Below are 24588 nucleotides of genomic sequence, written 5' to 3'. Positions count from 1 at the left end.
TGAGGTACAAGTGAGACTGGCCAAGCTGAACACCCAAGCGGTTATCCGCGATCCGCAACATAGACGATTGAGTTTTTGTCGCCGACTAATCCGAACGTACCGTCAGGCACGAACTCGACAGCAACACGAACCCGCAGCTGCTCTCGGACCGCCCCCTCGACCCGCCTCCGCAGGTCCTCCTGTGCCTGCCGGTCAGGGGCATGCCGAGTTTGCATTTCGAGCGGGATCGGGCCGTCGAAGCGAACCTGTGCGGCGGATTCCTTTCGCAGCCGGATCACCTCGTGCACCTCACCAGACGCTGCCGCGAGGGCCACTTCGCGAATCGCCGTGGGAAAGACGTTCATTGCTTTGTAGATAAGCATGTCGTCGGTGCGACCGACACAGCGGATCCGCGGGGTGCCTCGACCACAGATACAGTCCATTCCCTTGACCACGATGTGATCGCGCGAGCGAAAACGAAGAACCGGGGTTGCCTCCCGACGTACAGTCGTGTAAACAAGCTCGCCGGTCGCCCCCTCTTCCCATAGGACCTGGGCGCCGGTGGCAGGATCAACCAGTTCGACCAAGACGTCGCGGAGTGCCGTGAAATGCATTCCGTCCCCAGCCTCACATTCGGCCCAGACGCCGGGTAGCACATCGCCGAGCCCCATCACTTCGCTGACTCGAGACGCCCCCCATTTCTCCATGACGCCCGCCCGAACGTCCGGGAGGCCCATTCCGGGTTCCCCACCGGATATCACGGTACGCACTCCCAGGTCACGAGCGGGCACGCCGAGGACTTCCTCCACCTTGTCCGCGAACATCGTTGCGAACGAAGCAGTCGCAATCAGGGTGTTCACCTGCAGGCGCTCAAGGGTGCTGGCCATCCGCGGAGTGGTTTGCCCGCCGAACCAGACCAGTGCGGCACCGGTGCGGCGGATTCCGTCGGCGTAAGGGATACCACCGGCCACCATGGGCATACCGGTCGATAGGGCAGCGATGGAACCAGGCCCCACTCCCGCAGTGACGTAGAAGGCCCCGATGGCGTCGGTCCAGGACTCCCGGTCGTTCCTGGTCAGGCCGAAATGGACGGGCGAGCCGGACGTACCCGATGAGGAGATGACCTGCTCAAGCTCATCGGTCTCGACGGCCTGCTGGCGCCCCAGGATCGCACGCTCACCGCCAACCGACGTGGACTGCCCCATGCGTAGGTCTTCCTTAGTTGTGAACGGAAGATCCTGCAGAGATGCGAGTGTGTCGACACGATCCGGGTCCGTGTCTGCAAGCCGCTCTGCGTACAGACCTGAGCGGTCGCGAAGACGCCGGACCAACGTGGGGAGAGCATCTATCTGGCGAGCCTGAATCGCATCCCAGTCGTCCGCTTCTTCCGCATACCAGTGTCGTCCAGAGTTGGTCATCGTTCCACCTTTGTCCTCAGTGATCGCACAGCCTCCGCGACGTGCTTTGGGTCCGCGTCCGAAGGAAGCTCCGTCCTAGTGGTCACGAGGCGCCCGGCCGCTGGCACGCCGCCGACGAACTCCTCCCCGGTCGGGCCGCTCACCTGCGGCGACCCTGCCGAAAACACCTCCACGAGGGCGATATCGAAGAACTCACACAAGCCCATCGCGAGACCTGCCCGAGGACCTTCGCCTATACGGAGGATCACGTCGGGCTCGGTAGCCCCGATTGTCCGGAGCACGGTTCCGATGGCTTCGTCTGCCCATTCCGTCGTCACTGCGGGTCGTAGCGATGCCGCGAGGGACTCCGCAGTTGGGATCGGCACCACGGTGTGAACTTCGGCAGAAGAGAGGGAACGTAGCCGCGCCACGACAGCCTCCAAGTACCTGGTCGCGGCGGCGCTTGCCACTGCGTCCACATCAGGTTGGGCCTCGACCGGGCGCTGGGCGCGGTGTTCCGCCTCCGTAACGGCGACAGACGCACTGGGCATGGCGGTTCCTCGAACCGCCCAGGCGACAGCGTCCACTGGGGCCGCGACAACGAGATCCAGACCGTACAGACTCGCTGCCGCACTCAACGCTCGCGCCGCTGCATCCGGATCCTTCAGCATCGTCGCAGCAGGGATCTGTTCCAGGGCGGCGGCGTGCCAGAACCCGAGCGGCCCGATCAGGCGTCGCTCGCCGCCCGCACGTGTGAGCAAGTCGTCCAGTGTCGTCATCAAGTCCGCTCCAACGGATGGTTTGCTACACCCTCTGGCCAGGATCCGAAGTAGGTAAGCGCGTGTTCGGCCGGGCGTAGCGTCGACCATTCAGCCTGAAACTCCGCCCAGGGCTTCCCACGCGACAGACGCTCCTTGCGTGCCTTCGCACGCTCAGCCTTCGTCGCGTCATGATCAACAAGAAGCGTCGCCGGGTCGTACACGACCCCATGGAGCGTGCGCGCCGTCCACTCGCTGATCGCCTCATCGCGGATATCCTGCACGACAAGCTCTGGATCGCGCGCGAGCGGATCGCCGTAGCCGCCGCCTCCGCCCGTGGTCGCGACAATGACATCGCCCTCGATTCCAGCGCGCGTCGGACGGTTGGTGTGTTCGAAATGGTATTCGCCCTGGATCGCCCGCTGGGTGGCGAGCTCGATCGTATCCCGGGGGATGTCCGCATCGCCACGTCGGAACTTCTGGGAAAGGTCGGTGTTTCGGACGCTAATCCCCGGTGCGGAGGCTGCCGGGTACCCACCAAAAACCCCGAGTGTGATGGGCACATAACTGCTCGTCGCGTAGACAGCCCACGCCGCGAACGGTACGTTCCAAAGCACAAGCGCGGCCTCGGTCCCCGTTCCCCCACGAAACGTTCCTACGCCGCCACTGTCCGCGCGGAGCCGGAAGTAAAGCCGGAGAAACTGCTGCTCGAGCTCGCTGTCCTCGGTGTCCGGGGCACGGGTCGCATGGCCGTAGGCGAAGCCATAAGCGTCGACTCCGTCGCGATCCTGGCGAGCGCCGTGACCGTCTGTGTTGAGCAGCGCGTTATCGAGCTCGGCGACCGGCACACCGTGCTGATTCGGGCCAGCCACAAGCGGCGAACACGGCTGACAGCAGATGTTGCCGGTCACCTGGGGACGGTCCTCGCTGGAGAACATCATTCGTGCGAACACCTGCTGCACGACGGATACGGTGAGTGAGTTGATCATGGGGCTGGAGCTGATGGCAGCGTCTGGATCCGCGTTGAAGACGGTCCCTTCCGGCACGATCCAGGTAAAGGGTGCTAGCGCACCATTGGAGACCGGGAGGTCATGGAACTGAAACGCATACATTGTCACCGCCGCGTGCGCCGCGGTGATGTGCGGGAAGCAGTTGTACGGGCCATCGTTCTCCGGCGACGTCCCCGTGAAGTCGAAAGTGATGTCAGACCCGTGCTTAGTCGCCGCGAGGGAGCCGCGGACCAGGCACGAAGTGGGGCCGATCGTGTCCATGAATGCCGTCGAACGGTACACGCCGTCCTTCCAGCGGCTGATGCGACGGCGGGTCGCCTGTTCGGCCTCGACGATTAGCTTCGCGAGCAGACCTCGGACGAAGTCGTTTCCGCGGTCGGCGGCGAGCTCACTGATCCGGCGCCGGAGGCGGTCACATCCGGTGATGCGGGCACGGACGTCGATCGCTTGCATCCTTGCCGCACGCGACGTGAAGTTCTCCATCATGTCGAGCATGTCGTCCCGGATCCGGAAGTTTTCCCCGATCTTGATGGGTGTAAGTTTCATGCCTTCGTCGTGCCTGGAGCGGGCGGTCACAGGCATCCCGCCAGGCTCGATCGCGCCGGTTTCTGGATTGTGCGTCAGAGCCGCCACCCAGGCGATCAGCTCGCCGCCGTGGAATACGGGCATGAAGGCCATCTGGTCGGGGTTATGAATGCCCCCGTACCGGGCCTCGTTGGCATAGAAGATGTCTCCGTCCTGTACGCCGACCGTGGGGTTCCCGTAGTACTTGCTCATTACGAACTTCACCGGGAGCATTGCCGTGACGCAATGCAAGTAGGTGCCGGCAGAGGCGTTGGCGAGGTCGCCGTTGGCTGTATAGACGGCCACGATCAGATCACCGGCGCGGAGCATCCCGGTCACGCCGCTGCGGACGAACACCTCGCGGGCCTCTTCGAGGAAGTTTCGCAGTTTCTCGTCGTAGATCTCGTAGTCACCCGGCTGCAAAGACTCAATGCACCGTCGCGCCAATGCTGAGAGCGGCTCCGGCCTGGTCCACTCGATCATCGTCGACGGACTGATGGTGATCGGTGTGACCTGGAGGTGTTCCTCGAGGTCGAGGGGGTTCGCGGTCATGACTGCTCCTCGCCGTCTGCGGTGATAACAAAGTTCAGGTGCTCGTCGACCTCCAGAGAGAACTCCGGATCGACGACCACCGTCGTGTAGGGAGCTTCGACGATGCCGGGGCCGGTGAGGCGATTGCCGGCCCGGAGCAGCGCCTGCGAGTAGACTGGGGTGACGGCGTCACCGCCCTCCCAGTGCACAAGGCGAGACCCGGTCTGCGCCACTGCAGGGTCACGGCCTTCGAGCGGGTGGACCGGCAAGTCCCATTCCGGCGGCGCAGTCTGCGACCGGAGTACGAAGTTGTGTATTTCCACGCCACCCCTGGGGAAGACGTTCAACGGGCTGAACACCTCCGCGTATTCCTCCGCAAAGCGTTCGTACACAGCCTTCACGTCATCCTCGCCGGCTAGGCGAAGCACCGGCGACGACGCCCTGTGCAGATGGAACTGTCCACCAAACTTCATGTCCAGTTCCAAGGAGAAGGACACGTCGTCGGCGGAGTAACCCTCGCCCTGCAGGTCGCGGAGAGCCTGGGCTTTCAAGGTTTCGACGGCGTCGTTGAACGCAGCGTAGTCGCTTAGCGGGCACTCATCTCCAGCCGCGAGAAGCTCCACCCGCCTGGAGAGTTCGTAGATGTGTACCACCGGCATCGTCGACGAACCCCATGCACAGAACACGGGCGAGGTCGGGAGCACGTACATCCGCGAGATCCCCAGGTGGCCGCCGAACCCGGCGCAGTGGGTCGGCCCTGCCCCGCCGAAGGCCATCAGCACGAAGTCTTTCGGATCGTACCCGCGCAGCAGTGTCTCCCGGGCGATCACATCGGCCATGTTCGCGTCCACGATCCGGCGGATACGCCGAGCCGCGTCGACCACACTGATGCCCAGTGGTTCGGCGACGTGCTTCCGGATCGCTTCCTCGGCGAGGGCGGGTTGCAGCTGGAGGCTCCCGCCGAAGTACCCGGCGGGATCGATTAGTCCTAGCACCAGGTCAGCGTCGGTCACCGTCGGTTCCTTGCCTCCGAGGCCGTACGCGGCGGGCCCCGGGAGTGAGCCCGCCCCGCGCGGACCGACTTCAAGTCGGTCTCCGACAGCGGTGTTGACCCAGGCGATCGATCCGCCGCCCGCACCGATGGAGCGCGTCTGCAGGATGGTCATGTCCACCCAGAACTGATCGATAACCGGCCGGAACTCATAGGTCCGGGTGGATCCACCAACCACCACGCCGAGATCGAAGCTGGTTCCGCCCATATCCCCGACGATGACGTTGGGGTGTCCGAGCTTTTGCCCAACCGCGGCTCCGCCGATCAAACCCGCCACGGGGCCGCCGTTGAACGTCTCGACCGCTGCGGTGTGGTACACCTCGGCCATGCCGCCGGTGTTGTGCACCATCATGATCCCGCGCTCGTAGCCCTGGGCACGCAGGTCGTCGTTCATCCCCGCGAGCTCCTCCCACATCGCCTGGTGTAGGTAGGCGTTGAGGAGCGTGGTGTTCGTCCGCGTGTACTCCCAGCGCTTTGGCAGCACCTCGCTGGCGAGCATGATCGGCATGGCTCCGAGGTAGCCCTCCGGGTACTCGGTCTCGATCAGCTCACGGATCCGCTGCTCGTGAACCGGATTGAGATAGCCGTACAGCAGGGACACGACGAACCCCCGCACGCCCTGGTCAACGAGCCCGCGTAGCTGCTGCAGGAAATGCTCCTCGTCGAGTGGTTGGACCACCCGGCCGAAGCAGTCGACGCGCTCCCGGGCGCCGACGACTAGCGAACGCTCTACGAGCGGGGCAGGCTTGTCGATCTGGGCGACGTTGCGGATCTCTTGTGAGAGCGTGGAATCGGTCCACGAGGCAGCCCGAGCGATGCGCAGCACGTCCTCGTGTCCGGCAGTCGAGATCAGGGCGAGTTTGGGACCGTTGCGTTGGATGAGCGTGTTCATCGCCACAGTCGTGGAGTACCGGACGATGTCGGTCCGCCGCAGCAGCTCCTCCATGGTCAGGTCGAACTCGGCCGCGGCCTGCTGGACTGTCTTCATGAATCCTGCGGCCAGGCGGTGCTTGGTTGTCGGCGTCTTGATCGCCGCGGTCCGGCCGTCGTCGAGCGTCACGAGGCAGTCCGTAAATGTTCCTCCAATGTCGACGTCCATCGTCGCGCCCATCAGTGCGCCCCTTTCTGCGGCTCTCGTAGCCCGTCGAGGTCGAGCTCGATGTCATGGGTAATCGGATGGCCGGGCGGTAGTACCTCGACTTCGATCAGCCAGCCGCAGCCCGGACAGTAGAACTCCACGATGCGGCACCAATCGCGGTGATAGCTGAACGTGACCTCCTCGCGAACGTGCGGCTGCCAGATCTCCTCCGGGTCACGCGCCGCGACGAGACAGCTCTCCTTGTAATTGGCTTCCGCAGCACCAAGGGCCGCGCCGCAGTGGTGGCATGACCACACACGGGCATCGACATCGACGTCGAGATTTTCCGTGATCTGCATTTTCATGGGGCCATCAACCTCGCTTCCCCCATAGAACCGACGTGCACCGAATACTTGGGCGGCACCGCCAGTGTCGTCTCGTCTGTCTCGAGAATCGCGGGCCCGTGAATCGTGGCGCCCGCCGCTAGCGCCTCCCATTCGAAGACCGGAGTAGTCTGCGACCCTTGGGGCCATTGGACCAATCGCGAACTAGTCGACTCCGGTTGCCGAGTTCCCGCACGGGGGAAACGGGCGCGCCGACCCCGGGTATAAGCGGTCAGTCGCACCATGCGGGGACGCCCGTCCCTCTGATCGGACTCGACCCGCCCGGCGACCACCCGGGCAGTTCCTGAGGCGTCGACGATCTCAGTTTCCTCGGCGAAGTGAACGTCCTCGGGCGTGAACCCCTCCGCGCGCATGTCCGCGAACGCCCGCTCCTGTAGTGCCTCGAGGTCCGCTTCGAGCGTCGGTGAACTGCTCGACGCCTCGTATGCGTGTGCCACGTCGAGCCGGGACAGGCCGAACGCGCTGAACACCGGGCTCACCGGAAATGCGAATGTCTCCCGTGGCCGGGCAGCAGCGTCGACGAACCCAGCAAGCATCCCGCCGGCGCCGCCTGTCGCGAATAGCGAAACCGGTTCGGTGATGCCCGCAGCTTCGAGTTGGGCGGTGATCGTGTCGGCGATCACTTCCCCCGCCCGCGTGAGGATCTGGGTCGCCAAGTGCTCGACGGTCCAGCCCGCCGGCCCCGCGAGTCCCTCCAATGCAACCCGGGCCGCGGCTGCGTCTAAGCGCTTCCGCCCGCCGAGGAAACTGTCGGGGTCAAACAACCCCAGGTGGCAGACCGCATCGGTCACGGTGACCTGGTCCCCACCGAGACCAAAGCATGCGGGTCCAGGCTGGGCCCCCGCACTGTCGGGACCCAGCGTGAGCTCACCGTCAACGATCCGCGCGATGGTCCCGCCGCCGACCGGCGCGGAGACCAGCGAGATCGCAGGCAAAGCGACCTCTATCTCCTCGATGCTCGGCTGAACCTCGTACTGCCACTGACCAGCGACGATGACGCACACGTCCGTGCTGGTGCCGCCGACGTCAAAGCCGACAGCCACAGGAATTTCCAGCTCCGCGGATAATGCCGCCGTCCCCGCGACACCACCGGCGGGGCCCGATCCCCAGGTCCGGAGCGCCGCGGTCTTCGCCACCCGCGAGGTCCCGCCGCTCGCGTTGGCAACCAACAGCGGCAGGGTGTACCCATCCGCTCGCAGCGCGTCCTCCACGCGGTACAGGAACTGGCTCATCACAGGGTGCAGGTACGCCGACAGCACGGCGGTCTGAACCCGGAGCCGCTCGTCGTCCAGCGGTGTGACCTGGTGCGAAGGAAGCACCGGCACCGCACCCAGATAGTGTCGCGGGTAGCGCTCGGCGATGAGCGCCCGGACCGTGTTCTCGCGGGTCTCGAGGTGTTGTCCGCCGGACAGCGCGATCACCAGGACGCGGGCGCCGCGCTCAAGGAGGCCGCGGACCGCGGTTTGGATACTCACGGCATCGGCGTCGCCCTCGGGCACTGTCGCGACCAGCTCGCGGTCCAGGGGCAGATCAGAGCTAAGCCGGTCGGCAGCTGGCATCACGTCCTCACCAAGCAGGAGGCCGACCGCTGGGCCAGACCGGTTGATTAGGGTGTTCGTCCCCACCGTCGTGGACAGGCGGAACGCTTCCGTCAACCGCAGCAACTGAGCCCGCGACATACCAAGGCGTTCAGCGGCACGATCGACGCACGCGAGCACGCCCGTAGCTAGGTCGTATGGCGTGGTGTCCGCCTTCGCCGTGATCACCTGGTCGCCACCCGCCACATAGCCGTCGGTGAACGTGCCGCCAGTATCGATCTCAATCGTGTAGCGCGGGACACCATCGCGCTCACGCGTGCTCGTGCGACTGTCACTACCCATGCGTGTGGTCGCTCCTCCCTGGAGGTCAGGTACTGGATACGGAGCCTAGGAACCGATCTGATGCAGCGTCTTGTCCCTCACCGCACTCCCGATGTCACCTCCCTGCACGGCCACCGAAGGCCAGCTACGGTAACGGGCTACGTCATTTGTCGTGAACTTGTACCGTTCCTATGTCCCTTACCATCAGTGCCGAGCCTTGTTACGATGTCCCACAGTTCGTGATCCGCGTCACCATTCCGGATGGCGTGCGCAACGGAGCGAGGAGCGCGGCTGTGCTGACCTTGACCACCCGAGGTGTCCCACGCGGAGATCAGCAGGATTTCTGGGAATCGGCTGTGCGCGAACATTTCTTCGCCATCGACGGAACGAACCCAGCTCCGAGGAAGCACGGATTCTTGGGCAGGATGGACCGCCTCGTTTTCGGAGGACTACGCCTCGATCGGGTCGTGGCGCAGCCGTACCGCGTAGTCCGTTCCGGCAGACTCACGCGTCAGGCACCCAGCGAAGCGCTCTTAATGTTCGTGCTCCGGCACGGGGAGATGTTCGTGGCGCAGGACGAGCGGATCGCGTCGTTGCGAAAGCCGTACACCTTCGCGCTCGTCGACTCCGCAAAGCCATACGACGCCGAACTCGTGACCTCCAGCGAGGTGACGATGATCCAGATCCCCCGCGCTTGGCCGGGTCCTTACCTTCGTGGGCTCGTGGCGCGAACGGCTACGCCCCTGATGGGCCGAAACGGACTGGGGGCCTTGGCTGTGTCGACTCTGCTCGCCCTGCGTCGGCACGTTGCGGACCGCGATGATGCCGTGGCACATGTGGCGGCGAAGAACGCGGTGGAGCTCGCCATCGCTGCGGTGCTCGAAGAGCTGGGTAGCGCGCAGGAGCTTCGCGGTTCCCGCGCAGCGGTCCTCGAACAGGCGCAACGATTCATGCTCGATCGCCTAGCGGAACCGGAACTCTCACCTGCTCATATTGCAGCCGCGATCCCGGTTTCTGAACGGTATCTGTTCTCGATATTCCGGGACGTGGGAACAACTCCCGCAGAGTGGCTTCGATGTGCCCGACTTGAGCGCGCCAGCACACTCCTAACGTCAGACACTATACAGAGCACCGTAACGATCCAACAGATCGCCTGCTCCGTCGGACTTCCGCACGCGTCCCACTTCAGCCGGGTGTTCCGTGATCATTTTGGTGTGAGCCCGAGCGAGTACCGGGCCGCCGGCTCGAGCCACCGTACCGAACGGGCAGACTCGGCCACAGTGACCAGCAAACCCCACGAAGGTTGCGTAACACCCGCAGAAGATGTTGTCCGAAGCACAGACCGAGGAGTTCATCTGCGGTCTCCGAGGTGGTGATAGCCGGAGCTACTATCAGCGGGAGAACCCATCAGACACACCTGATCTCCGTGCGATGTCCTTGGCGACGAAGTGACCGGGGCTACGAGGGCGCGTCGAGGCCGAGCCACCCTAGGCGTCGCGGACCGGGCGTTACGGCCAAGGTTACGGTCGCCTGGTCATCCGGAGTATCAGCAGCAATCGCTCGGCGACCGCCAACGCAAGCAGAACCCGGCACCTAGATGGATGCCAAACCCCGCGCGGCGTCTGCTTGAGCTGCCCGCAGTGAAAGCTGCTCCGCAATCCTTTTTTTGGGGGCGGGACGCGATAATGCGTCCCGGCTACCCGACTACCTATTTTCCTCGAATACGCACCATGCACAGCGTGCGCCATCGCTGGATTCTGTCGGTGCTTGACATGTTCGCCTTCCCTTGTGGTGTTGGGCGATCAAGGACGACCGCGGCCGTGACTCGACTCGCAGCCCACATGATCGGGGTGGTCGTACGGCGGGTCGGCCTCAGCGGAATGCGGCGTGGCCGGTGAGTGCTCGTCCGATCGTGAGCTGGTGCACCTCACTGGTGCCTTCGTAGGTCAGGACGGATTCCAGGTTGTTGGCGTGGCGCATGACGGGGTGCTCGAGGGTGATTCCGGCTGCGCCCAGCACGGTGCGGCATTCGCGGGCGATGGCGATCGCTTCCCGCACGTTGTTGAGCTTGCCGAGGCTGATCTGCTCGGGAGCCACGGAACCGTCGTCCTTGAGTTTCCCGAGGTGAAGAGCCAGCAGCATGCCTTTGCCCAGTTCGAGTGTCATATCCGCCAGCTTCGCCTGGGTGAGCTGGAACGCCGACAACGGCTTGTCGAAGATTTCCCGCTGCCCGGCATAGTTCAGCGTCGCGTCCAGGCAATCGCGTGCCGCGCCGAGTGCACCGAACACGATACCGAACCGCGCCTCGTTCAAACACGACAGCGGACCCGACAGACCCTGCGCTCCGGGCAACAGGGCGCCGGCAGGCAACCGGACCTCGTCCAGCACGAGCTCACTGGTCACCGAGGCACGCAGCGACAGCTTCTTCGTGATCTCGGGTGCCGAGAAGCCCGGCGTGTCGGTCGGCACGACGAACCCCCGAACCCCGTCGTCGGTACGCGCCCAGACCACCGCCACGTCGGCCACGGATCCGTTGGTGATCCACATCTTGTTGCCGGTCAGGATCCAATCGTCACCATCACGACGTGCGCGGGTGCGCATGCCGCCCGGATCGGACCCGTAGTCCGGCTCGGTCAGGCCGAAACAGCCGATTGCGTCACCAGCCGCCATCCGGGGAAGCCATTCCTGCTTCTGTTCCTCGCTACCGTGCTTCCAGATCGCATACATGGCCAGCGAGCCCTGCACCGACACCAGCGACCGCAGACCCGAATCGCCGGCTTCCAGTTCCATGCAGGCAAGTCCGTACGCCGTCGCCGACATACCTGCACACTCGTACCCGGTCAGATGCATCCCGAGCACACCGATAGATCCCAGCTCCTTGGCCAACTCGCGAACGGGAATGCGTCCGGACTCGTACCAGCTTGCGACCTCGGGCCTGATCCTGTCGCCGACGAACCTGCACACCACATCCCGGATCGCAAGACTCTCATCGTCGATGAGTCCGTCGGTACCGAACAAGCCAAGCGGTGAATACGACAACACACCTCTCCCTTCACAAAACAAGCAATGACACCGGCCTCGTATGCCCGGCGGGCAGCTGCGGAAGCTGCAGACCTACCTCCATCATCCGGGCGGCTCTGGCCCTCCGGATGCCGTCGGCACGTCCCCACCTCGCAGCGGGACAAACCACGAAAGATCCATATCGGACAGTGCGCATCCGGTCGCAGATCAATCGGAGCTCGCATCCTCCATGGCCACTCGTGGTGGGATCATTCGTCGAGCCAACGACGTACGTCGTCATTGTGCTCGCCGAGCCGGGGAGGAGCCGTGTAATCCCTGATCGGAGTTCCCGAGAAGGTAATGGGATTGCGCACCTGCCTCCCTCCGCCGACGTCGACCGTGGGATCGAGCCCGAGCTCGTCAGCCAAGCTGAAGCCGTCGGGGATCGACCCGACCTTCCCGCTGGGCACCCCGACAGCGTTGAGACGTTGCGTCCAGCCTTCGACCGTGTCTCCGGCGAGCGCCTCCTCCAGAAGCTGAACCATGATCTCGCGGTTGGCCACGCGATCGCTGTTCCTGGCGAAGCGACTGTCATCGGCCATCTCCCGACACCCGACCGCTTCGGCGAGTTTGCGGAACTGTCCGTCATTGCCGCAGCAGACAGCGACGTATCCGTCCTTGGCGGTCAATGTCTCGTAAGGAGCGATGGACGGGTGCCGATTGCCCATGCGTTCCGGCGCACGACCCGTCGTGAGGTAGGAGCTCGCCTGGTTCGCCAACGAGCCGAGCAGGCTCGACAGCAGGTTGACCTCGACATGCTGTCCGCGGCCGAGAGCCGGTCTGGCCTGGAGCGCCCCGAGGATGCCGATCGTGGCGTCCTTTGCGGTGAGCACGTCGACCAGCGCGACGCCGACCTTCGTGGGCTCCTGCTCCGTCCCGGTGATGCTCATCAGGCCGCCGACAGCCTGGACCAGAAAGTCGTATCCGGCCAACTCGGCGCCCTGACGGCTACCGAAACCGGTGATCGACGCGTAGACGATGCCGGGATTGCGCGCGGCGACCTCGTCGTACCCCAGACCCTTCTTGTCCAGGGCGCCGGCGCGATAGTTCTCGATCAGCACGTCACTGCGCGCCGCGAGTTCCCGGGCGCGCACGAGGTCGTCGGGGTCCGACAAATCCAGCTCGACAGATCGCTTCGATCTGTTGGCACACTCGAAGTACGAGCTGGCGGTCTCGGTCCACGGCGGTCCCCACTGCCGGGTGTCGTCTCCGGTTCCGGGCCGTTCCACTTTGATCACGTCGGCACCCAGATCGGCCAGAGTCGACGCGGCGAGGGGGCCTGCCAGCACACGGCTGAAGTCGGCCACGATCATGCCGTCGAGAGGCCGGGTCATGATGCGATTCCAGAACTGCTCACGAGCCGCCCGTTGATGCGCCGCGGCAACTGCCACGGGTTATCCGAGCGCGCTTCCGGTGGCAACCAGGTGTCATGAGCGGATTGGAACGCGACCGGGCGCACGAACCGGTCGAGTCCGTAGGCGCCCACCGATGTGGCCGACGGGACCGAAGTTGATGGCCAGGGCCCACCGTGTTGCTGCGCCCAGGTGTAGCCGACACCGGTCGGCCATTGGTTGCAGGCGACCCGTCCGACCTTCCGGCTGAGCCGGCTCACCAGACCGCCGACATGAGCATCATCGTCTTCGGGCCCCGTCATGATGCTGGCGGCGAGCGCGCCCTGAAGCTCGTCCAGGACATCAGTGAGTTCCTCATCCGACCTGTACTCGCAGACCAGGACCACTGCGCCGAAACACTCCTCCAGTAGACGACTCCCCCGCTTCAGTGCCGAGATGTCCGCTCGCAGCACGGCTGCCGGCGCCGTCCAACCCTGGGTCTTCGGCCTCAGATTCTCGACGACGTGGGCTCCACCGTCCTTCAGCCGTTCTATACCGGCCACGACGGACTCGGCGATCGCGCGCGTCAGCATGACCGGCTCCGGAGCAGCTCGGCGGAGCGCGCCCGCAACCTCCTCGGCGGCACGTGAACCAGCGGGCGCCAACAACAGGCCCGGTTTCGTGCAGAACTGGCCGTGGCCGAGAGTGAACGACTCGACGAAACCGTCTGCAACGCCAGTGATGTCCTTCGCTGCGGAGCCAGTCACCACGACGGGATTGACCGTGCCCATCTCGGCGTATACCGGAATTACGACGTCGCGTTCGTTCGCGAGCCGCCACAGCCTCATGCCGACATCCTGCGAACCGGTGAAGGCCACAGCAGCGATCTCCGACGCCTGCACCAGGTCGACGCCGACCTGGTGCCCGTTGACGATGCCGAACGCCCCCTCGGGAGCGCCCTGCTCGCGAAGAACGGCCTGCACGATCTCAGCCTGCCGCATGCTCAGGCCCACATGAGCCGGATGGGCTTTGACGACCACTGGGCAACCCGCCGCGATGGCCGCAGCCGTGTCGTTACCCGGAACACTGAACGCGAACGGGAAATTGCTGGCCCCGAACACCGCCACCGGGCCGATGGGCCTGTTGACCCGGACGAGGCCGGAGGCATCTGTGGTCGGCTCGTCGAGCGTCACGCCGAGATAGGAGCCTTCCGCAGCCACGTCACCGTACAGGCGCAGCTGCCCAGACGTCCGGGCGATCTCGTTGGTGAGCCGGTCGGAGCCCAGGGCTGTTTCCCGGTCGGCCAACTCGGCCAGTTCCTCGCGTCGCGCCTCGAAGGCGTCGGCGATCGCGTGGAGCCACCGTTGCCGGTCGGCAGGGCGAGTCGCCGCCAGTGCGGGCGCCGCCGTCGACGCCGCGCGGAGAATGTCTGAGAACTGCTCGGCCGTGGTCTCCTGGACCGAGGTCACGGCCTTCCCCGAACGAGGATTGAACGACGTGACGGTCATCGGACGCTCCGCACAGCTTCTTCGAGGACGTCGATCCCTTCATCGAGCAGGTCCATGCCGATGACCAGCGGTGGGAGTAGCCGGATGACGTTGCCGTAGGTACCGCATACGAGGACGAGAACACCCTGACGGTGGCAGTGGGCGGCCACCGCGCGAGCGATGTCGTCGGCCGGTTCCGTCGTGCCGGGGTTCACGAACTCCACGGCCAGCATGGCCCCGCGTCCACGGACCTCGCCGACGACGGATCCGGGACCCGTCAAGGCCTCGAGTCGCGGTATCACGCGCTGCTCGATCTCGCGAGCACGTTCCACGAGACGCTCGCGTTCGATGATCTCCAATGTGGCCAACGCGGCGGCGCACGCGACCGGGTTTCCCGCGTAGGTACCGCCGAGTCCACCGGCCGGGACGGAATCCATCAGCTCCGCGCGCCCGGTCACGGCCGCCAACGGCATTCCCCCCGCGAGCGCCTTGGCCGTCGTGATCATGTCGGGGACCACGTCCTCGTGTTCGCACGCGAACATGTCGCCCGTACGCGCCAGCCCCGTCTGGATCTCGTCCGCCACGAACACGATGCCGTGCTCGTGGGCGAACTCCTGCACCGCCTTCAGATATCCCGGCGGTGGGACGACGAACCCGCCTTCACCCTGAATGGGCTCTGCGACGATGGCCGCTACGTTGTGGGAACCGACCTGCGTGAGCACGAGCTCCCTCAGCGCCGCCAAGGCTTCCTCACCTGAACGCTCGGAACCTGAGGGCCACCTGTAGGGATATGGCGACGGAACCCGGTAGACTTCGGGGGCGAACGGTCCGAAACCTTCCTTGTACGGAGCGTTCTTCGCGGTCATGGACATGGTGAGCAGCGTCCGCCCGTGATACCCGTGGCCCAACGTGACGACCGCGGATCGCCCCGTTGCGGTCCGGGCGATCTTGACGGCGTTCTCCACCGCCTCCGCACCCGTACTAAACAACGCAGTCTTCTTGGCGTGATCACCGGGCGTGATGCGGTTCAACGCGGCGGCGACGTCGACGAACCCCTCGTACTCGGTCACGAGGAAACAGCTGTGGGTGAAACGTTGAGCCTGTTCCGAGAGTTCCTGGACGACGTGCGGGTGCGACGCGCCGACACTGGTGACGGCGATGCCGGAGGCCAGGTCGATGAGGTGATTGCCATCGACGTCCACGAGGACCCCGCCTCCGGCACTGTCCACGAACACCGGCAGAACCGATCCGAGCCCGCCGGCCACTTCCCCGCCGCGGTGCTCGTGCAGTTTCAACGACTTCGGACCTGGGATGGCAGTCGCGAGGATGCGACGCTGTTCGGGCTGCGGCATGGTCTCCTCCGTCGGATCTGGATGTCCCGACGGTAAGGCCGCCACACGATACGGTCTTCGGATATTCCGACGAATCCAACGAGGTCTTGGTCAGAATGACCAACCGCGCGGGCGACCCGCCTCATGCGAGCCCGCGATCCCGAAGAGCCAGCCAGGTCTCCGCCGCGAGGTCCGGATCGTCGAGGTCAAGACCGAGTATCTCAAGCGCACGGCTCACCCGATACCGCAGCGTGTTGCGATGCAACGTCAGAGCCCGAGCAGCCTGTTCCCACTGTCCGCGGTGTCGCAGATACCCCACGAGCGCCTCGCGCAACTCCGCGCTCGCTTCTGCTGCGAAACGTTCCACGGCACGAGGAACGACACCACACAGGTTCGTCCGGGGCAACACGGCCTCACCGGCCGCCAGCCCATGAAGGGCACGGAGAAGACGAACTCGCGTCGCACCTGCCGATTCGGACGCAACCAAATCGGAGGCGACTACGGCACCGGACGGATCAGCGGCGCGAACCCGGTTCACCAGGTCACCGATTTCACCGTCGGCAGGAAGAACGAACCAGGCAGTCGAGCAGTCCACACGGACAGCCAGCGCCGCAGGGCACCACGCCTCCACTGTCGCCACCAGGTCGTCACTACTGCGGCCACGCGCAGCCAGCACCCGCATTTCACGGCCAGGAACCGGACTTCCGGTCTCGGCGGCCAGCCGACGCGCCGCGTCGACCATGCCCGAGTCGACAAGCAAGGCCACACAACGCCGATTCGCCTCCCGCGTGTATCCGCCACCCCCGATCCGCAGGACGTCCAGACTCAGCAGCACTACCGCCGTCAGAATCACCTGTCGCTGCGTAGGCTCCAGTCGACGCGGTGACCCCGCCGCGAGATACCCGACGATGCGGTCCCCCACCGCAAGCGGGAACACCGCGACAACATGGTCGGCGATAGTGAAGGACGCCGAGGAATGCACGCCTGCCACCTCAAGGCGCGCCACCTCGTCCCGAAGGTCGGCCGCGTCATCGCGGAACGACGTGGGATAGGTCAGGTCGATCTCCCCCGCCGCATCCAGCAGGGCCACCCAGCCGTCCAACGTCCTGGCAAGGCGCTGCAGAATCGAGGCGACCGGATCGACAGCGGCCGCCGCGTCCACCAACGCGCGCTGCGCCGCGACCGCGTCGTTGAGTTGCCGCTCGGTCGAACGCGAACGGGCCGCCCAGTAAGCGCTGGAGATCGTCAAGAACCCGGTCGCCGCTGGCACCACGAGCAGCACGAGCCCGGCTTCCTTGCACGCGGCGACCAGAGCTGCCGGAACCCTTTCGTGGACCGGCCCGAGACCGAATGCGAGCGCACTGATCTCCGCCTCGACGAGCCTGGCGACATAACGCCGACAGCCGGCCTCGTCCTCGGGCAGAACCAAACCGGTCGTGAGCAACAGCTCGCCGCCCGCCAGATAGGCATTGGGTTCAGGCAACTCGCTGATGTGAACAGCGCTCACCACCGCACTGGTCACAGTGAACCCCGGGGCAGTCGTCAGGTGGCCACCCAACGACGAGCAGAGCGACGCAACGGTAGGTGCGGACACAGGCGGCCTTCATACTGTCGAACCGGACTTCTTACTCAGGTTGTCTACCCGCCAGATCGGGAACGTGTCGACACGTAGGGCTAGTCACGACGACGGCCCGTGTGTATTCTAAACCAACCGATCGGAATAAAACCTGCAGCAAGCCACAACACCGATGTTGACTACCCACGAACTTGGGGACTGCACTGCATGACATCCGATGCATCCACAGGCGTGCCGACGTGCGACACCACCGGCTCCCCGGCAGCCGAAGCCGCCACATACCGCGTACCTCTCCGCTGGCGCGACCTCGACTCCCAGGGGCACGTCTACCACGCCGAATACCTTTCACTGGCCGACGAGGGCCGGACCCGCTGGCTGGGCGAAACACTGGGACTGCGCAACCCGCAGAGTTACGTCATCGCCCACCTGTCCATCGACTACGTGGCGGAGCTGAATCACGCTGCAGAACACGTCGAGTTCAGTGCGATCGTCGAGCGCGTCGGCACCAAGAGTGTGCGCACGCAGGAGACGCTGAGTATCCGCTCCGGTTCGAATTCCACCATCGTCGTCGCCCGGATCACGTGCGTCCTGCTCCTCTGGTCCCCGGAGACCCGGGAAACGCGCCCGCTCACCGATGCCGAACGCACCGCCCTGGAACTCCCTTTAGCGACCTCACCGCGAGCCCCAGGGTCCATCGATACGTCCGGTTTCGATCGCATCGGCCAATGAACAGCCCGATATCACGGGAACAGCGGTACCCCGCCCCGCGCCACCTCTCCCGATGACAGGTAGGGACATGAACACGCCTTCAACGCCGAGGCGACGAACCCTCGGATCCAGACCGGGACAAACACCGGTCATCGTTGCCTCGGCCCGAACGCCGATCGGGCGCGCCGGCAAAGGGTCTCTCAAGGACGAGCGCGCCGATGACATGGTCGCGCAGATCATCGGTGCAGCGCTCGACCAGGTCGCCCCGATCCGCGACGAACAGCTCCTCGCCGACGTCCTCGTAGGCTGCGGCTCGCCCGCGGGCGTCCAAGGCTTCAATATCGCCAAGATCGCAACCAATCTCCTCGACCTTGACCTGGTACCTGCGGCGACCGTGAACCGGTACTGCGCGTCCTCCGTCCAGACAACTCGGCAGGCGGCACACGCGATCGCCGCCGGGGAGTCCCGCTTCGTCGTGTCCGCAGGCGTGGAGTCGTGCACGGCGTACGCGAACTCCGACGCCGATGCGGTACCGGACACGATGAACCCCGCGTTCGACACCGCCCGTGCACGAACCGCCGACCTCGCCGCCCGGTCAGCCCCTCACTGGACCGATCCCCGTGAGAACGGCCGGCTACCGGACGTGTATGTGTCCATGGGCCAAACCGCGGAGAACGTCGCGAATCTGTGCGGTGTTTCCCGCACAGACCAGGACGAGTACGCCTACCTCTCCCAAAGCCGAGCGGCGTCCGCGGTAGCCCGCGGATTCTGGGCCGACGAGATCACACCCTATGTCCGGGCCGATGACACCGTCGTCGACGCCGATGACAGCCCCCGCCCGAGCACCACACTCGGCAAGCTATCGGCACTCAAGCCGGTCTTCCGGGACCACGGGACAGTGACCGCAGGCAACGCCTGCCCGCTCAGCGACGGGGCCAGTGCGCTCGTCATCGGCGGTGAGGACGACGCACGAGCGCTCGGAGTCACCCCCAAGGCCCGCATCCTCGGCACGGCCACGACGGGCCTCAGCCCTGAAATCATGGGACTCGGACCGGTGAGCTCCGTACGCGCCGTACTCGAACAGACCGGCATGCGCCTTGCCGACATCGACCTCGTCGAACTGAACGAGGCGTTCGCCGCACAAGTCTTGGCCTGCCAGCGCGAGCTCGATATCGACCTGGACAAGCTCAACGTCAACGGAGGCGCAATCGCCGTCGGCCATCCCTTCGGGTCCACCGGCGCCCGCATCGTCAACACCATGTTGACCGCATTGAACGAACGCGACCTCACCACAGGGCTCATAACCATGTGTGTCGGAGGCGGCCAAGGAATGGCGATGATCGTGGAGCGAACAGCATGAACACCGAGCAGAAATCCGTTCTCGCCTTCGCTGACCTCGTCGAGGGAACGCAGTACGTTTCGGCCGGGCGCACCGTCACCGAAACCGACATCCAGAACTTCGCCGGGCTGAGCGGCGATTTCAACCCTCTCCACACCGATGAGGAATGGGTACGGGCGAACACCTCGTACGAGCGGCGCATCGCGCACGGACTCCTCGTCCTCGCGATCAGTTCCGGAGCCCGAACACCCGGCTACGATGATCTTGACATTCGTGCGTACCTCTCCGAGTCACGCGACATGACCGCACCGACGTATCCCGGGGATACGATCACAGTCACCAACACCGTGTCCGGGTTGAGGCCGAGCAGATCGAAACCGGGCCACGGAATCGTCACGTTCACTGTCAACGTAACAAATCAACGCGGCGAAATGGTCCAGAGTGGAACGGACGTTCTACTGATCGGCCACGGACGTTCCGGCTAGGCGACGGCGGCGGCACACGCTTCGGCGAGGATCGACCACACCAATCGTCAATCTCACACGCCTTCCTGCAGGCCTCCCCTACGAGATGAAAGTTTGCCAACCATGACCCACGGCGAACCCGCCACCTCCTCCGCGCATACCGGAAGCCCGGTCGCCCGTCGACAGCACAGCGGGCGAACCTACTTGATCACCGGTGCCGCGCGGGGTATCGGACGTGCCACCGCCGAAGTGCTTCTCGCGCACGGCGGCACTGTAGCCGTCGCCGACATCGACAGGGACGCGATCACAACGACGGCGCGCGAACTCGGCGCCCTTCCGGTGGTACTCGATACTGCTTCACGAGAAAGCTGGAACGACGCACGAGACCTTCTGGACCGTGAGTTCGGTGGCCGTTTGAGCGGACTCGTGAACAACGCAGGGGTCACACGTGACAAATCGCTTTCCAAAATGGACGACGACATGTGGGATGTCGTACTGGATACCCACTTGCGGGGGACGTGGCTCGGCTGCCAGACGTTGCAGCCGCTCATCGCGGCATCCACGACGAACGACGAACCCGGTGAGCCGAAGTCGCGGCCGACGACGGGCCGCGGCGCGTCCGGCGCGATCGTGAACACGAGTTCGTCGGGTCGCCACGGCTCGTACGGTCAGACGAACTACTCCGCAGCCAAGGCAGGCATCGTCGGTCTCACCAAAACCATCGCGATCGAGTTCGCCCGTTTCGACATCCGCGCGAACTGTGTTTCGCCAGGTCCCATCGACACCGACATGACCGCAAACGTGCCGGACGAGGTCAAAACCAAGTGGCTCGACGACATGATGCTGGGACGCATGGGAACGCCCCACGAGATCGGGGAGGCCACGGCTTTCCTCCTCTCACCAGCCGCGTCGTACATCACTGCACAGGTGCTCGACGTCAACGGAGGTGAACTGCACCCATGACGGAATCTCCTCCCACACCGGCACAAGGAACCTCGCCGGCGCCGTCTTCCGCAGCCCGGGGCTCCTCGCCGGACTTCTCCACCGGCGCCCCCGGACACCCCGCGCTGCCCAGTCGGACGCACTCAACGGTGTTTGCGTGCCCGCACCGAGAGACGGAGTCTCCGGGTACCGAGTTCCCGCTCACGTGCCACCATGTATCCACGCCCGTCGTCGATCTTCTCAACCAGGTTGCGGCCCGCCCTGAAGCCCCGCTGCTGACCTGGGAGGAGCCGGACGGCACCATTGCCACCTGGAGCTACCGGGGGTTTGCGCGCCGGGCGCGTGCCTGTGCCGCATTGTTGCAGGCAAAAGGCGTAGCGGCAGGCGAGCGAGTTGCTCTTGTGTGCCGTAACTCGGCACAACGACAAGCCTGGCAATATGGCATATGGTGGCTCGGCGCCGTGGAAGTGTCGGTGAACTACGACCTCGCCGGCGATCTCTTGGCGGCCGTGCTCAACGATTCCGAGCCGTCATTGATCGTCCTCGACGCCGAGTTCAAAGCAGCAGTGGCTGGCTGCTACCGACGCATCGACACCGCCAGACATCTGGAAACCTTGGCCGACTTTCCACCCGAGGACGCGCACTGTCCGCGCCTTCCGGAGTCGCCCGCTGCCACCCGGCTCGACGAAATCGCACATGCCGTCGAGGCCGATGCACTCTGCTCACTCATCTACACGTCAGGAACCACCGGCCCGTCCAAGGGCGTCATGCTGCCTGCCGGCTACCCTACCGCCAACGGGCACACAATTGCCCACGTCGCGGGACTCACCTCCGAGGACACCGGCTACTTCGTACTGCCCTTCTTCCATGCCGACTTCCACGTCGTCTTCTCCGCGGTAATCCTTTCCGGTGGCTCCGTGGCCATCCGACCGAAGTTCAGTGCCAACCGCTTCTGGTCGGAGGTCACTCGGTTCGGCGTAACCTGGACGTGGACCGTTGGCTTCCTGTTCTCCGCCATCCGATCGCAGGGCGCTGATGCCGCCACAGACACGCCGTTACGCCGCATCATCGGGGCGCCGATTCCCGACGGGACATACGAGTACTTCGAGGATCAGCTCGGAATCGACATCCTCACCCTGTACGGCCAGACCGAGGCCGACGGGCCCCTCTACGACACCCCAGGCCGCAAACGCCGCGGCGGGATCGGATGGCCCAGCGTCGGCTTCGAGGTCCAGATCCACGACGAACACGGACACGAGCTGCCGCCCGACACACCCGGGGAACTGGTCTATCGACCCAAGTTTCCCCACATGATGATGCTCGGCTACTGGAACCGGCCCGAGGCGACCGCTTCGGCATGGCGGGACCTCTGGGTGCGCTCGGGCGATCGCGCCAGCATGGATCAAGAGGGATTCGTATTCTTCCACGGTCGCATGTCGGACTCGATTCGACGCAGAGGCGAGAACGTCAGCGTTTACGAGTTGGAATCCACACTTCGTAAGGCGCCGGGAGTCGAGGAGTGTGCCGCTGTCGGCGTGGACGACGATTTCTCCGGCGAACAGGAGATCAAGGTGTTCGTCGTGCCGTCCGGCGCCGACGACGAACACTCGCACGAGTTCACCGTCGCAGCTTTTCAGAATTACTGCCGCGATCACGTGGCACCATACGCACGTCCGAAGTTCCTCCAGATCACCGACTCGAAGAACATCGTCCGCTCCCCGGGAACGCAGGTGGTGCAGAAGCACCGGCTACTGCGTGCGGTCGCTGAAGAGGAAGAGGCCACCGGGGTACCTGCCACGGTCTACACGATCGACGTCTAACCACCCTGCGCCCGAACACGGGAGAGAGAACATCTATGACGAACGACCAGCCAGCGATCCCACCCGAATGGCAGGAGAAACTCGCCCAGTTCGAGTGGCGGCGGGAGCGGGCCCGGGAACTCGGCGGCGCCCGCCGCGTCCAGCGTGCACACGAACGTGGTCAGCTGACCATTCGCGAACGCCTCGCCAAAGCGACGACGTCCTTCCACGAGATCGGTGAGTTCGCCACCTATGACGACGTCGACGCACTCGGGACGCTCCGCAGCCAGATGCCGGCCAGCTACGTCATGGGTTTGGGAGAGTTCGGCGGACGACATGTTGCCATCGGCGGCGAGGACTTCACGGTACGTGCTGGTGCACCGCAGACCTACCTGGACCGAATGAAGGGCGGGCTGGGCGGGTTCGTCGAGGATCTCGCCCACGAGTACCGAATTCCGCTCGTTATGTTCATGGAGGGAATCGGCGGTGACATCGCGGCCTCAGGCGAAAAAGGCCATTCGTATCTGGTTTCGTCATTGAGCTGGGGACGGTCCTACGAGCTCCTCGGTGAAGTTCCGGTGCTGGCCATGGTCAGTGGTGCCTCCGCCGGCGGCACGGCCGGACGTACCGTCCTGTCCCACTTCTCCGTCATGACCAAGGACTCGGTGTTCTTCTCCGGCGGTCCGCCGCTCGTCGAACGCGCCTTGGGCAAACTCCCGGACAAGTACGAGCTCGGCGGCGCGAAGGTGGCGACACGGTCCGGTGCGATCGACAACCTCGCAGACGACGAGGATGACGCGATCGCGCAAATGGAGCGCTTCCTTTCCTACCTACCCCAGAACGTCTGGCAAATGCCTCCGCGCACACCCACAGACGATCCTGTCGATCGGCCTATCGACAGGATTCTGGAGAAGATTCCGACCAACAATCGTCGCCCCTACAAGGCCACCGACATAACATCCTTCATTGTCGACATCGACTCCTTCTTTGAAATCGGCAAACACTGGGGTAAAGCCGTTACGACCGGACTGGCGCGAATCGACGGCATCCCCGTCGGCATCGTGGCATCCAACCCCATGCACCTGGGCGGCGCCATGGACGCACATGCCGCCGAAAAGCAGATCAGGTTCGTCGACATGTGCTCGACCTTCCACCTGCCCATTGTCTATTTCGCCGACGTCCCCGGATTCATGGTTGGCCCCGATGCCGAACGCGCCAACGTGGTTCGCTGGGGGATGCGTGCGATTCAGAGCCTGATCGAGGCCGACGTGCCGGTAGTCACTATCCAGGTCCGCAAGGCCTACGGAATGGCCGTGTCGGCCACGTCCGACCCTGACGGCCTATCACTGCGGATAGCCTGGCCCACCGCGGAGTGGGGCGACCTGCCCGTGGAAGGCGGCGTGGAAGCCGGATTCGCCCGAGAGATCGAGGATTCCCCGGACCCGGAGGCATACCGTGCCGCCATCAACGAGAACTTCAAGAACATCGCAGATCCTTGGCGAACTGTCGAAGCATTCGGTGTCGAGGCGATGATCGACCCTCGCGAAACCCGTGTCATGGTCGCCGACTTCCTGAATGCATCTTTACATCGCGTCGAGACCGACCTGGGTCCTTCGAAGCGCCGGTGGACGATGCGCCCCTGATATTTGCCATTTCTCCGAAAAGAAGGAGGATTTCTTGTCTCACCAACCTCTCTCCCCTACCGCAAGTTCGGTTTGGAAGATCGTCAAGAGCGCCGGAGCCTCAGTGAGTGCCGGCGACGAGATCGTCATCCTCGAATCCATGAAGATGGAGATCCCCGTGACGGCCGAGGCCGACGGGATCATTACGAAGATCTTCGTGGAAGAAGGGCAGGCCGTCGACGAGGACGACCCCATCGCCGAGATTGAGTGACGGTCCGTAGGGCAGCCGCACCATTGG

Annotated in this window: 19 protein-coding genes; 8 read left to right on the top strand and 11 right to left on the bottom strand. The window is 64.7% G+C overall.

The annotated features are described in order from the left end of the window. Positions 1-41 precede the first annotated feature (41 nt). The 6 genes from LY40_RS18300 to LY40_RS18275 are packed head-to-tail and all read right to left on the bottom strand — an operon-like array spanning position 42 to position 8652. Positions 42-1397 carry a phenylacetate--CoA ligase family protein gene (locus tag LY40_RS18300; protein WP_258937566.1) on the bottom strand — a complete coding sequence of 452 codons (1356 nt, stop codon included), beginning with the start codon at positions 1395-1397 and terminating at the stop codon, positions 42-44. Then, entirely contained in the window at positions 1394-2155 is a 762-nt protein-coding gene (locus tag LY40_RS18295) for a hypothetical protein (protein WP_258937565.1), read from the bottom strand. Before LY40_RS18295 ends, LY40_RS18300 begins: the two co-directional genes overlap by 4 nt. Continuing rightward, positions 2155-4260 carry a hydantoinase B/oxoprolinase family protein gene (locus LY40_RS18290; RefSeq protein WP_258937564.1) on the bottom strand — a complete coding sequence of 702 codons (2106 nt, stop codon included), beginning with the start codon at positions 4258-4260 and terminating at the stop codon, positions 2155-2157. The genes LY40_RS18295 and LY40_RS18290 overlap by 1 nt, the downstream gene beginning before the upstream one ends. Next, positions 4257-6401: a hydantoinase/oxoprolinase family protein gene (locus LY40_RS18285; RefSeq protein ID WP_258937563.1), complete on the bottom strand. Its 2145-nt coding sequence runs from the start codon at positions 6399-6401 to the stop codon at positions 4257-4259. Before LY40_RS18285 ends, LY40_RS18290 begins: the two co-directional genes overlap by 4 nt. After that, the gene (locus LY40_RS18280; RefSeq protein ID WP_258937562.1) at positions 6401-6733 is read right to left on the bottom strand and encodes an acetone carboxylase subunit gamma; all 333 of its coding nucleotides are present in this window, start codon (positions 6731-6733) and stop codon (positions 6401-6403) included. The genes LY40_RS18285 and LY40_RS18280 overlap by 1 nt, the downstream gene beginning before the upstream one ends. Further along, positions 6730-8652: a hydantoinase/oxoprolinase family protein gene (locus tag LY40_RS18275; protein ID WP_258937561.1), complete on the bottom strand. Its 1923-nt coding sequence runs from the start codon at positions 8650-8652 to the stop codon at positions 6730-6732. The genes LY40_RS18280 and LY40_RS18275 overlap by 4 nt, the downstream gene beginning before the upstream one ends. 218 nt (positions 8653-8870) lie before the next feature. Between LY40_RS18275 and LY40_RS18270 the strand changes: the two genes are divergently transcribed. Continuing rightward, positions 8871-10007, top strand: a complete 1137-nt coding sequence (locus LY40_RS18270; protein ID WP_258937560.1) for a helix-turn-helix domain-containing protein — start codon at positions 8871-8873, stop codon at positions 10005-10007. A gap of 496 nt (positions 10008-10503) precedes the next feature. Here LY40_RS18270 and LY40_RS18265 read toward each other — a convergent pair whose 3' ends face one another. From LY40_RS18265 to LY40_RS18245, 5 genes are all read right to left on the bottom strand, one after another. After that, positions 10504-11628, bottom strand: a complete 1125-nt coding sequence (locus LY40_RS18265; protein ID WP_258937840.1) for an acyl-CoA dehydrogenase family protein — start codon at positions 11626-11628, stop codon at positions 10504-10506. A 272-nt stretch (positions 11629-11900) separates the two neighbouring features. Continuing rightward, entirely contained in the window at positions 11901-13025 is a 1125-nt protein-coding gene (locus LY40_RS18260; RefSeq protein ID WP_258937559.1) for a CaiB/BaiF CoA transferase family protein, read from the bottom strand. Further along, on the bottom strand, positions 13022-14530 hold the full coding sequence (locus LY40_RS18255; RefSeq protein WP_258937558.1) for an aldehyde dehydrogenase family protein: 1509 nt from the start codon (positions 14528-14530) through the stop codon (positions 13022-13024). Before LY40_RS18255 ends, LY40_RS18260 begins: the two co-directional genes overlap by 4 nt. Further along, positions 14527-15861, bottom strand: coding sequence for a 4-aminobutyrate--2-oxoglutarate transaminase (gene gabT / locus LY40_RS18250; RefSeq protein ID WP_258937557.1), 1335 nt, complete (start codon positions 15859-15861; stop codon positions 14527-14529). The genes LY40_RS18255 and gabT overlap by 4 nt, the downstream gene beginning before the upstream one ends. Before the next feature lie 121 nt (positions 15862-15982). Next, entirely contained in the window at positions 15983-17362 is a 1380-nt protein-coding gene (locus LY40_RS18245) for a PucR family transcriptional regulator (protein WP_258937556.1), read from the bottom strand. Positions 17363-17623: 261 nt separating this feature from the next. Between LY40_RS18245 and LY40_RS18240 the strand changes: the two genes are divergently transcribed. The 7 genes from LY40_RS18240 (at position 17624) to LY40_RS18210 (ending at position 24561) form a co-directional block, all read left to right on the top strand. After that, entirely contained in the window at positions 17624-18145 is a 522-nt protein-coding gene (locus LY40_RS18240) for an acyl-CoA thioesterase (protein ID WP_258937555.1), read from the top strand. Positions 18146-18212: 67 nt separating this feature from the next. Beyond that, positions 18213-19484, top strand: coding sequence for an acetyl-CoA C-acetyltransferase (locus LY40_RS18235; protein ID WP_258937554.1), 1272 nt, complete (start codon positions 18213-18215; stop codon positions 19482-19484). Further along, a complete protein-coding gene (locus LY40_RS18230) occupies positions 19481-19948 on the top strand; it encodes a MaoC family dehydratase (protein ID WP_258937553.1) in 468 nt (155 codons plus the stop codon). The genes LY40_RS18235 and LY40_RS18230 overlap by 4 nt, the downstream gene beginning before the upstream one ends. Before the next feature lie 102 nt (positions 19949-20050). Then, complete coding sequence (locus tag LY40_RS18225; protein ID WP_258937552.1) at positions 20051-20890, top strand: SDR family oxidoreductase; 840 nt, start codon at positions 20051-20053, stop codon at positions 20888-20890. Continuing rightward, entirely contained in the window at positions 20887-22689 is a 1803-nt protein-coding gene (locus LY40_RS18220) for an AMP-binding protein (RefSeq protein ID WP_258937551.1), read from the top strand. The genes LY40_RS18225 and LY40_RS18220 overlap by 4 nt, the downstream gene beginning before the upstream one ends. Before the next feature lie 35 nt (positions 22690-22724). Next, positions 22725-24311 carry an acyl-CoA carboxylase subunit beta gene (locus LY40_RS18215; RefSeq protein ID WP_258937550.1) on the top strand — a complete coding sequence of 529 codons (1587 nt, stop codon included), beginning with the start codon at positions 22725-22727 and terminating at the stop codon, positions 24309-24311. Continuing rightward, on the top strand, positions 24244-24561 hold the full coding sequence (locus LY40_RS18210; RefSeq protein WP_258937549.1) for a biotin/lipoyl-binding carrier protein: 318 nt from the start codon (positions 24244-24246) through the stop codon (positions 24559-24561). The genes LY40_RS18215 and LY40_RS18210 overlap by 68 nt, the downstream gene beginning before the upstream one ends. The last annotated feature ends 27 nt before the right edge of the window (positions 24562-24588 follow it).

This window comes from Prauserella salsuginis (assembly GCF_024648885.1).
Taxonomy (GTDB): Bacteria; Actinomycetota; Actinomycetes; order Mycobacteriales; family Pseudonocardiaceae; genus Prauserella; species Prauserella salsuginis.
This window is presented reverse-complemented; position numbering and strand designations above follow the sequence as displayed.

What these genes read in the sequence shown, in the direction of transcription:
- LY40_RS18285 (WP_258937563.1), bottom strand. Translation starts at nt 6,401, where the DNA reads ATGGGCGCGACGATGGACGTCGACATTGGAGGAACATTTACGGACTGC.
- LY40_RS18210 (WP_258937549.1), top strand. Translation starts at nt 24,244, where the DNA reads ATGCATCTTTACATCGCGTCGAGACCGACCTGGGTCCTTCGAAGCGCC.
- LY40_RS18235 (WP_258937554.1), top strand. Translation starts at nt 18,213, where the DNA reads ATGAACACGCCTTCAACGCCGAGGCGACGAACCCTCGGATCCAGACCG.
- LY40_RS18225 (WP_258937552.1), top strand. Translation starts at nt 20,051, where the DNA reads ATGACCCACGGCGAACCCGCCACCTCCTCCGCGCATACCGGAAGCCCG.
- gabT (WP_258937557.1), bottom strand. Translation starts at nt 15,861, where the DNA reads ATGCCGCAGCCCGAACAGCGTCGCATCCTCGCGACTGCCATCCCAGGT.
- LY40_RS18240 (WP_258937555.1), top strand. Translation starts at nt 17,624, where the DNA reads ATGACATCCGATGCATCCACAGGCGTGCCGACGTGCGACACCACCGGC.
- LY40_RS18255 (WP_258937558.1), bottom strand. Translation starts at nt 14,530, where the DNA reads ATGACCGTCACGTCGTTCAATCCTCGTTCGGGGAAGGCCGTGACCTCG.
- LY40_RS18220 (WP_258937551.1), top strand. Translation starts at nt 20,887, where the DNA reads ATGACGGAATCTCCTCCCACACCGGCACAAGGAACCTCGCCGGCGCCG.
- LY40_RS18260 (WP_258937559.1), bottom strand. Translation starts at nt 13,025, where the DNA reads ATGACCCGGCCTCTCGACGGCATGATCGTGGCCGACTTCAGCCGTGTG.
- LY40_RS18230 (WP_258937553.1), top strand. Translation starts at nt 19,481, where the DNA reads ATGAACACCGAGCAGAAATCCGTTCTCGCCTTCGCTGACCTCGTCGAG.
- LY40_RS18295 (WP_258937565.1), bottom strand. Translation starts at nt 2,155, where the DNA reads ATGACGACACTGGACGACTTGCTCACACGTGCGGGCGGCGAGCGACGC.
- LY40_RS18280 (WP_258937562.1), bottom strand. Translation starts at nt 6,733, where the DNA reads ATGAAAATGCAGATCACGGAAAATCTCGACGTCGATGTCGATGCCCGT.
- LY40_RS18275 (WP_258937561.1), bottom strand. Translation starts at nt 8,652, where the DNA reads ATGGGTAGTGACAGTCGCACGAGCACGCGTGAGCGCGATGGTGTCCCG.
- LY40_RS18300 (WP_258937566.1), bottom strand. Translation starts at nt 1,397, where the DNA reads ATGACCAACTCTGGACGACACTGGTATGCGGAAGAAGCGGACGACTGG.
- LY40_RS18290 (WP_258937564.1), bottom strand. Translation starts at nt 4,260, where the DNA reads ATGACCGCGAACCCCCTCGACCTCGAGGAACACCTCCAGGTCACACCG.
- LY40_RS18215 (WP_258937550.1), top strand. Translation starts at nt 22,725, where the DNA reads ATGACGAACGACCAGCCAGCGATCCCACCCGAATGGCAGGAGAAACTC.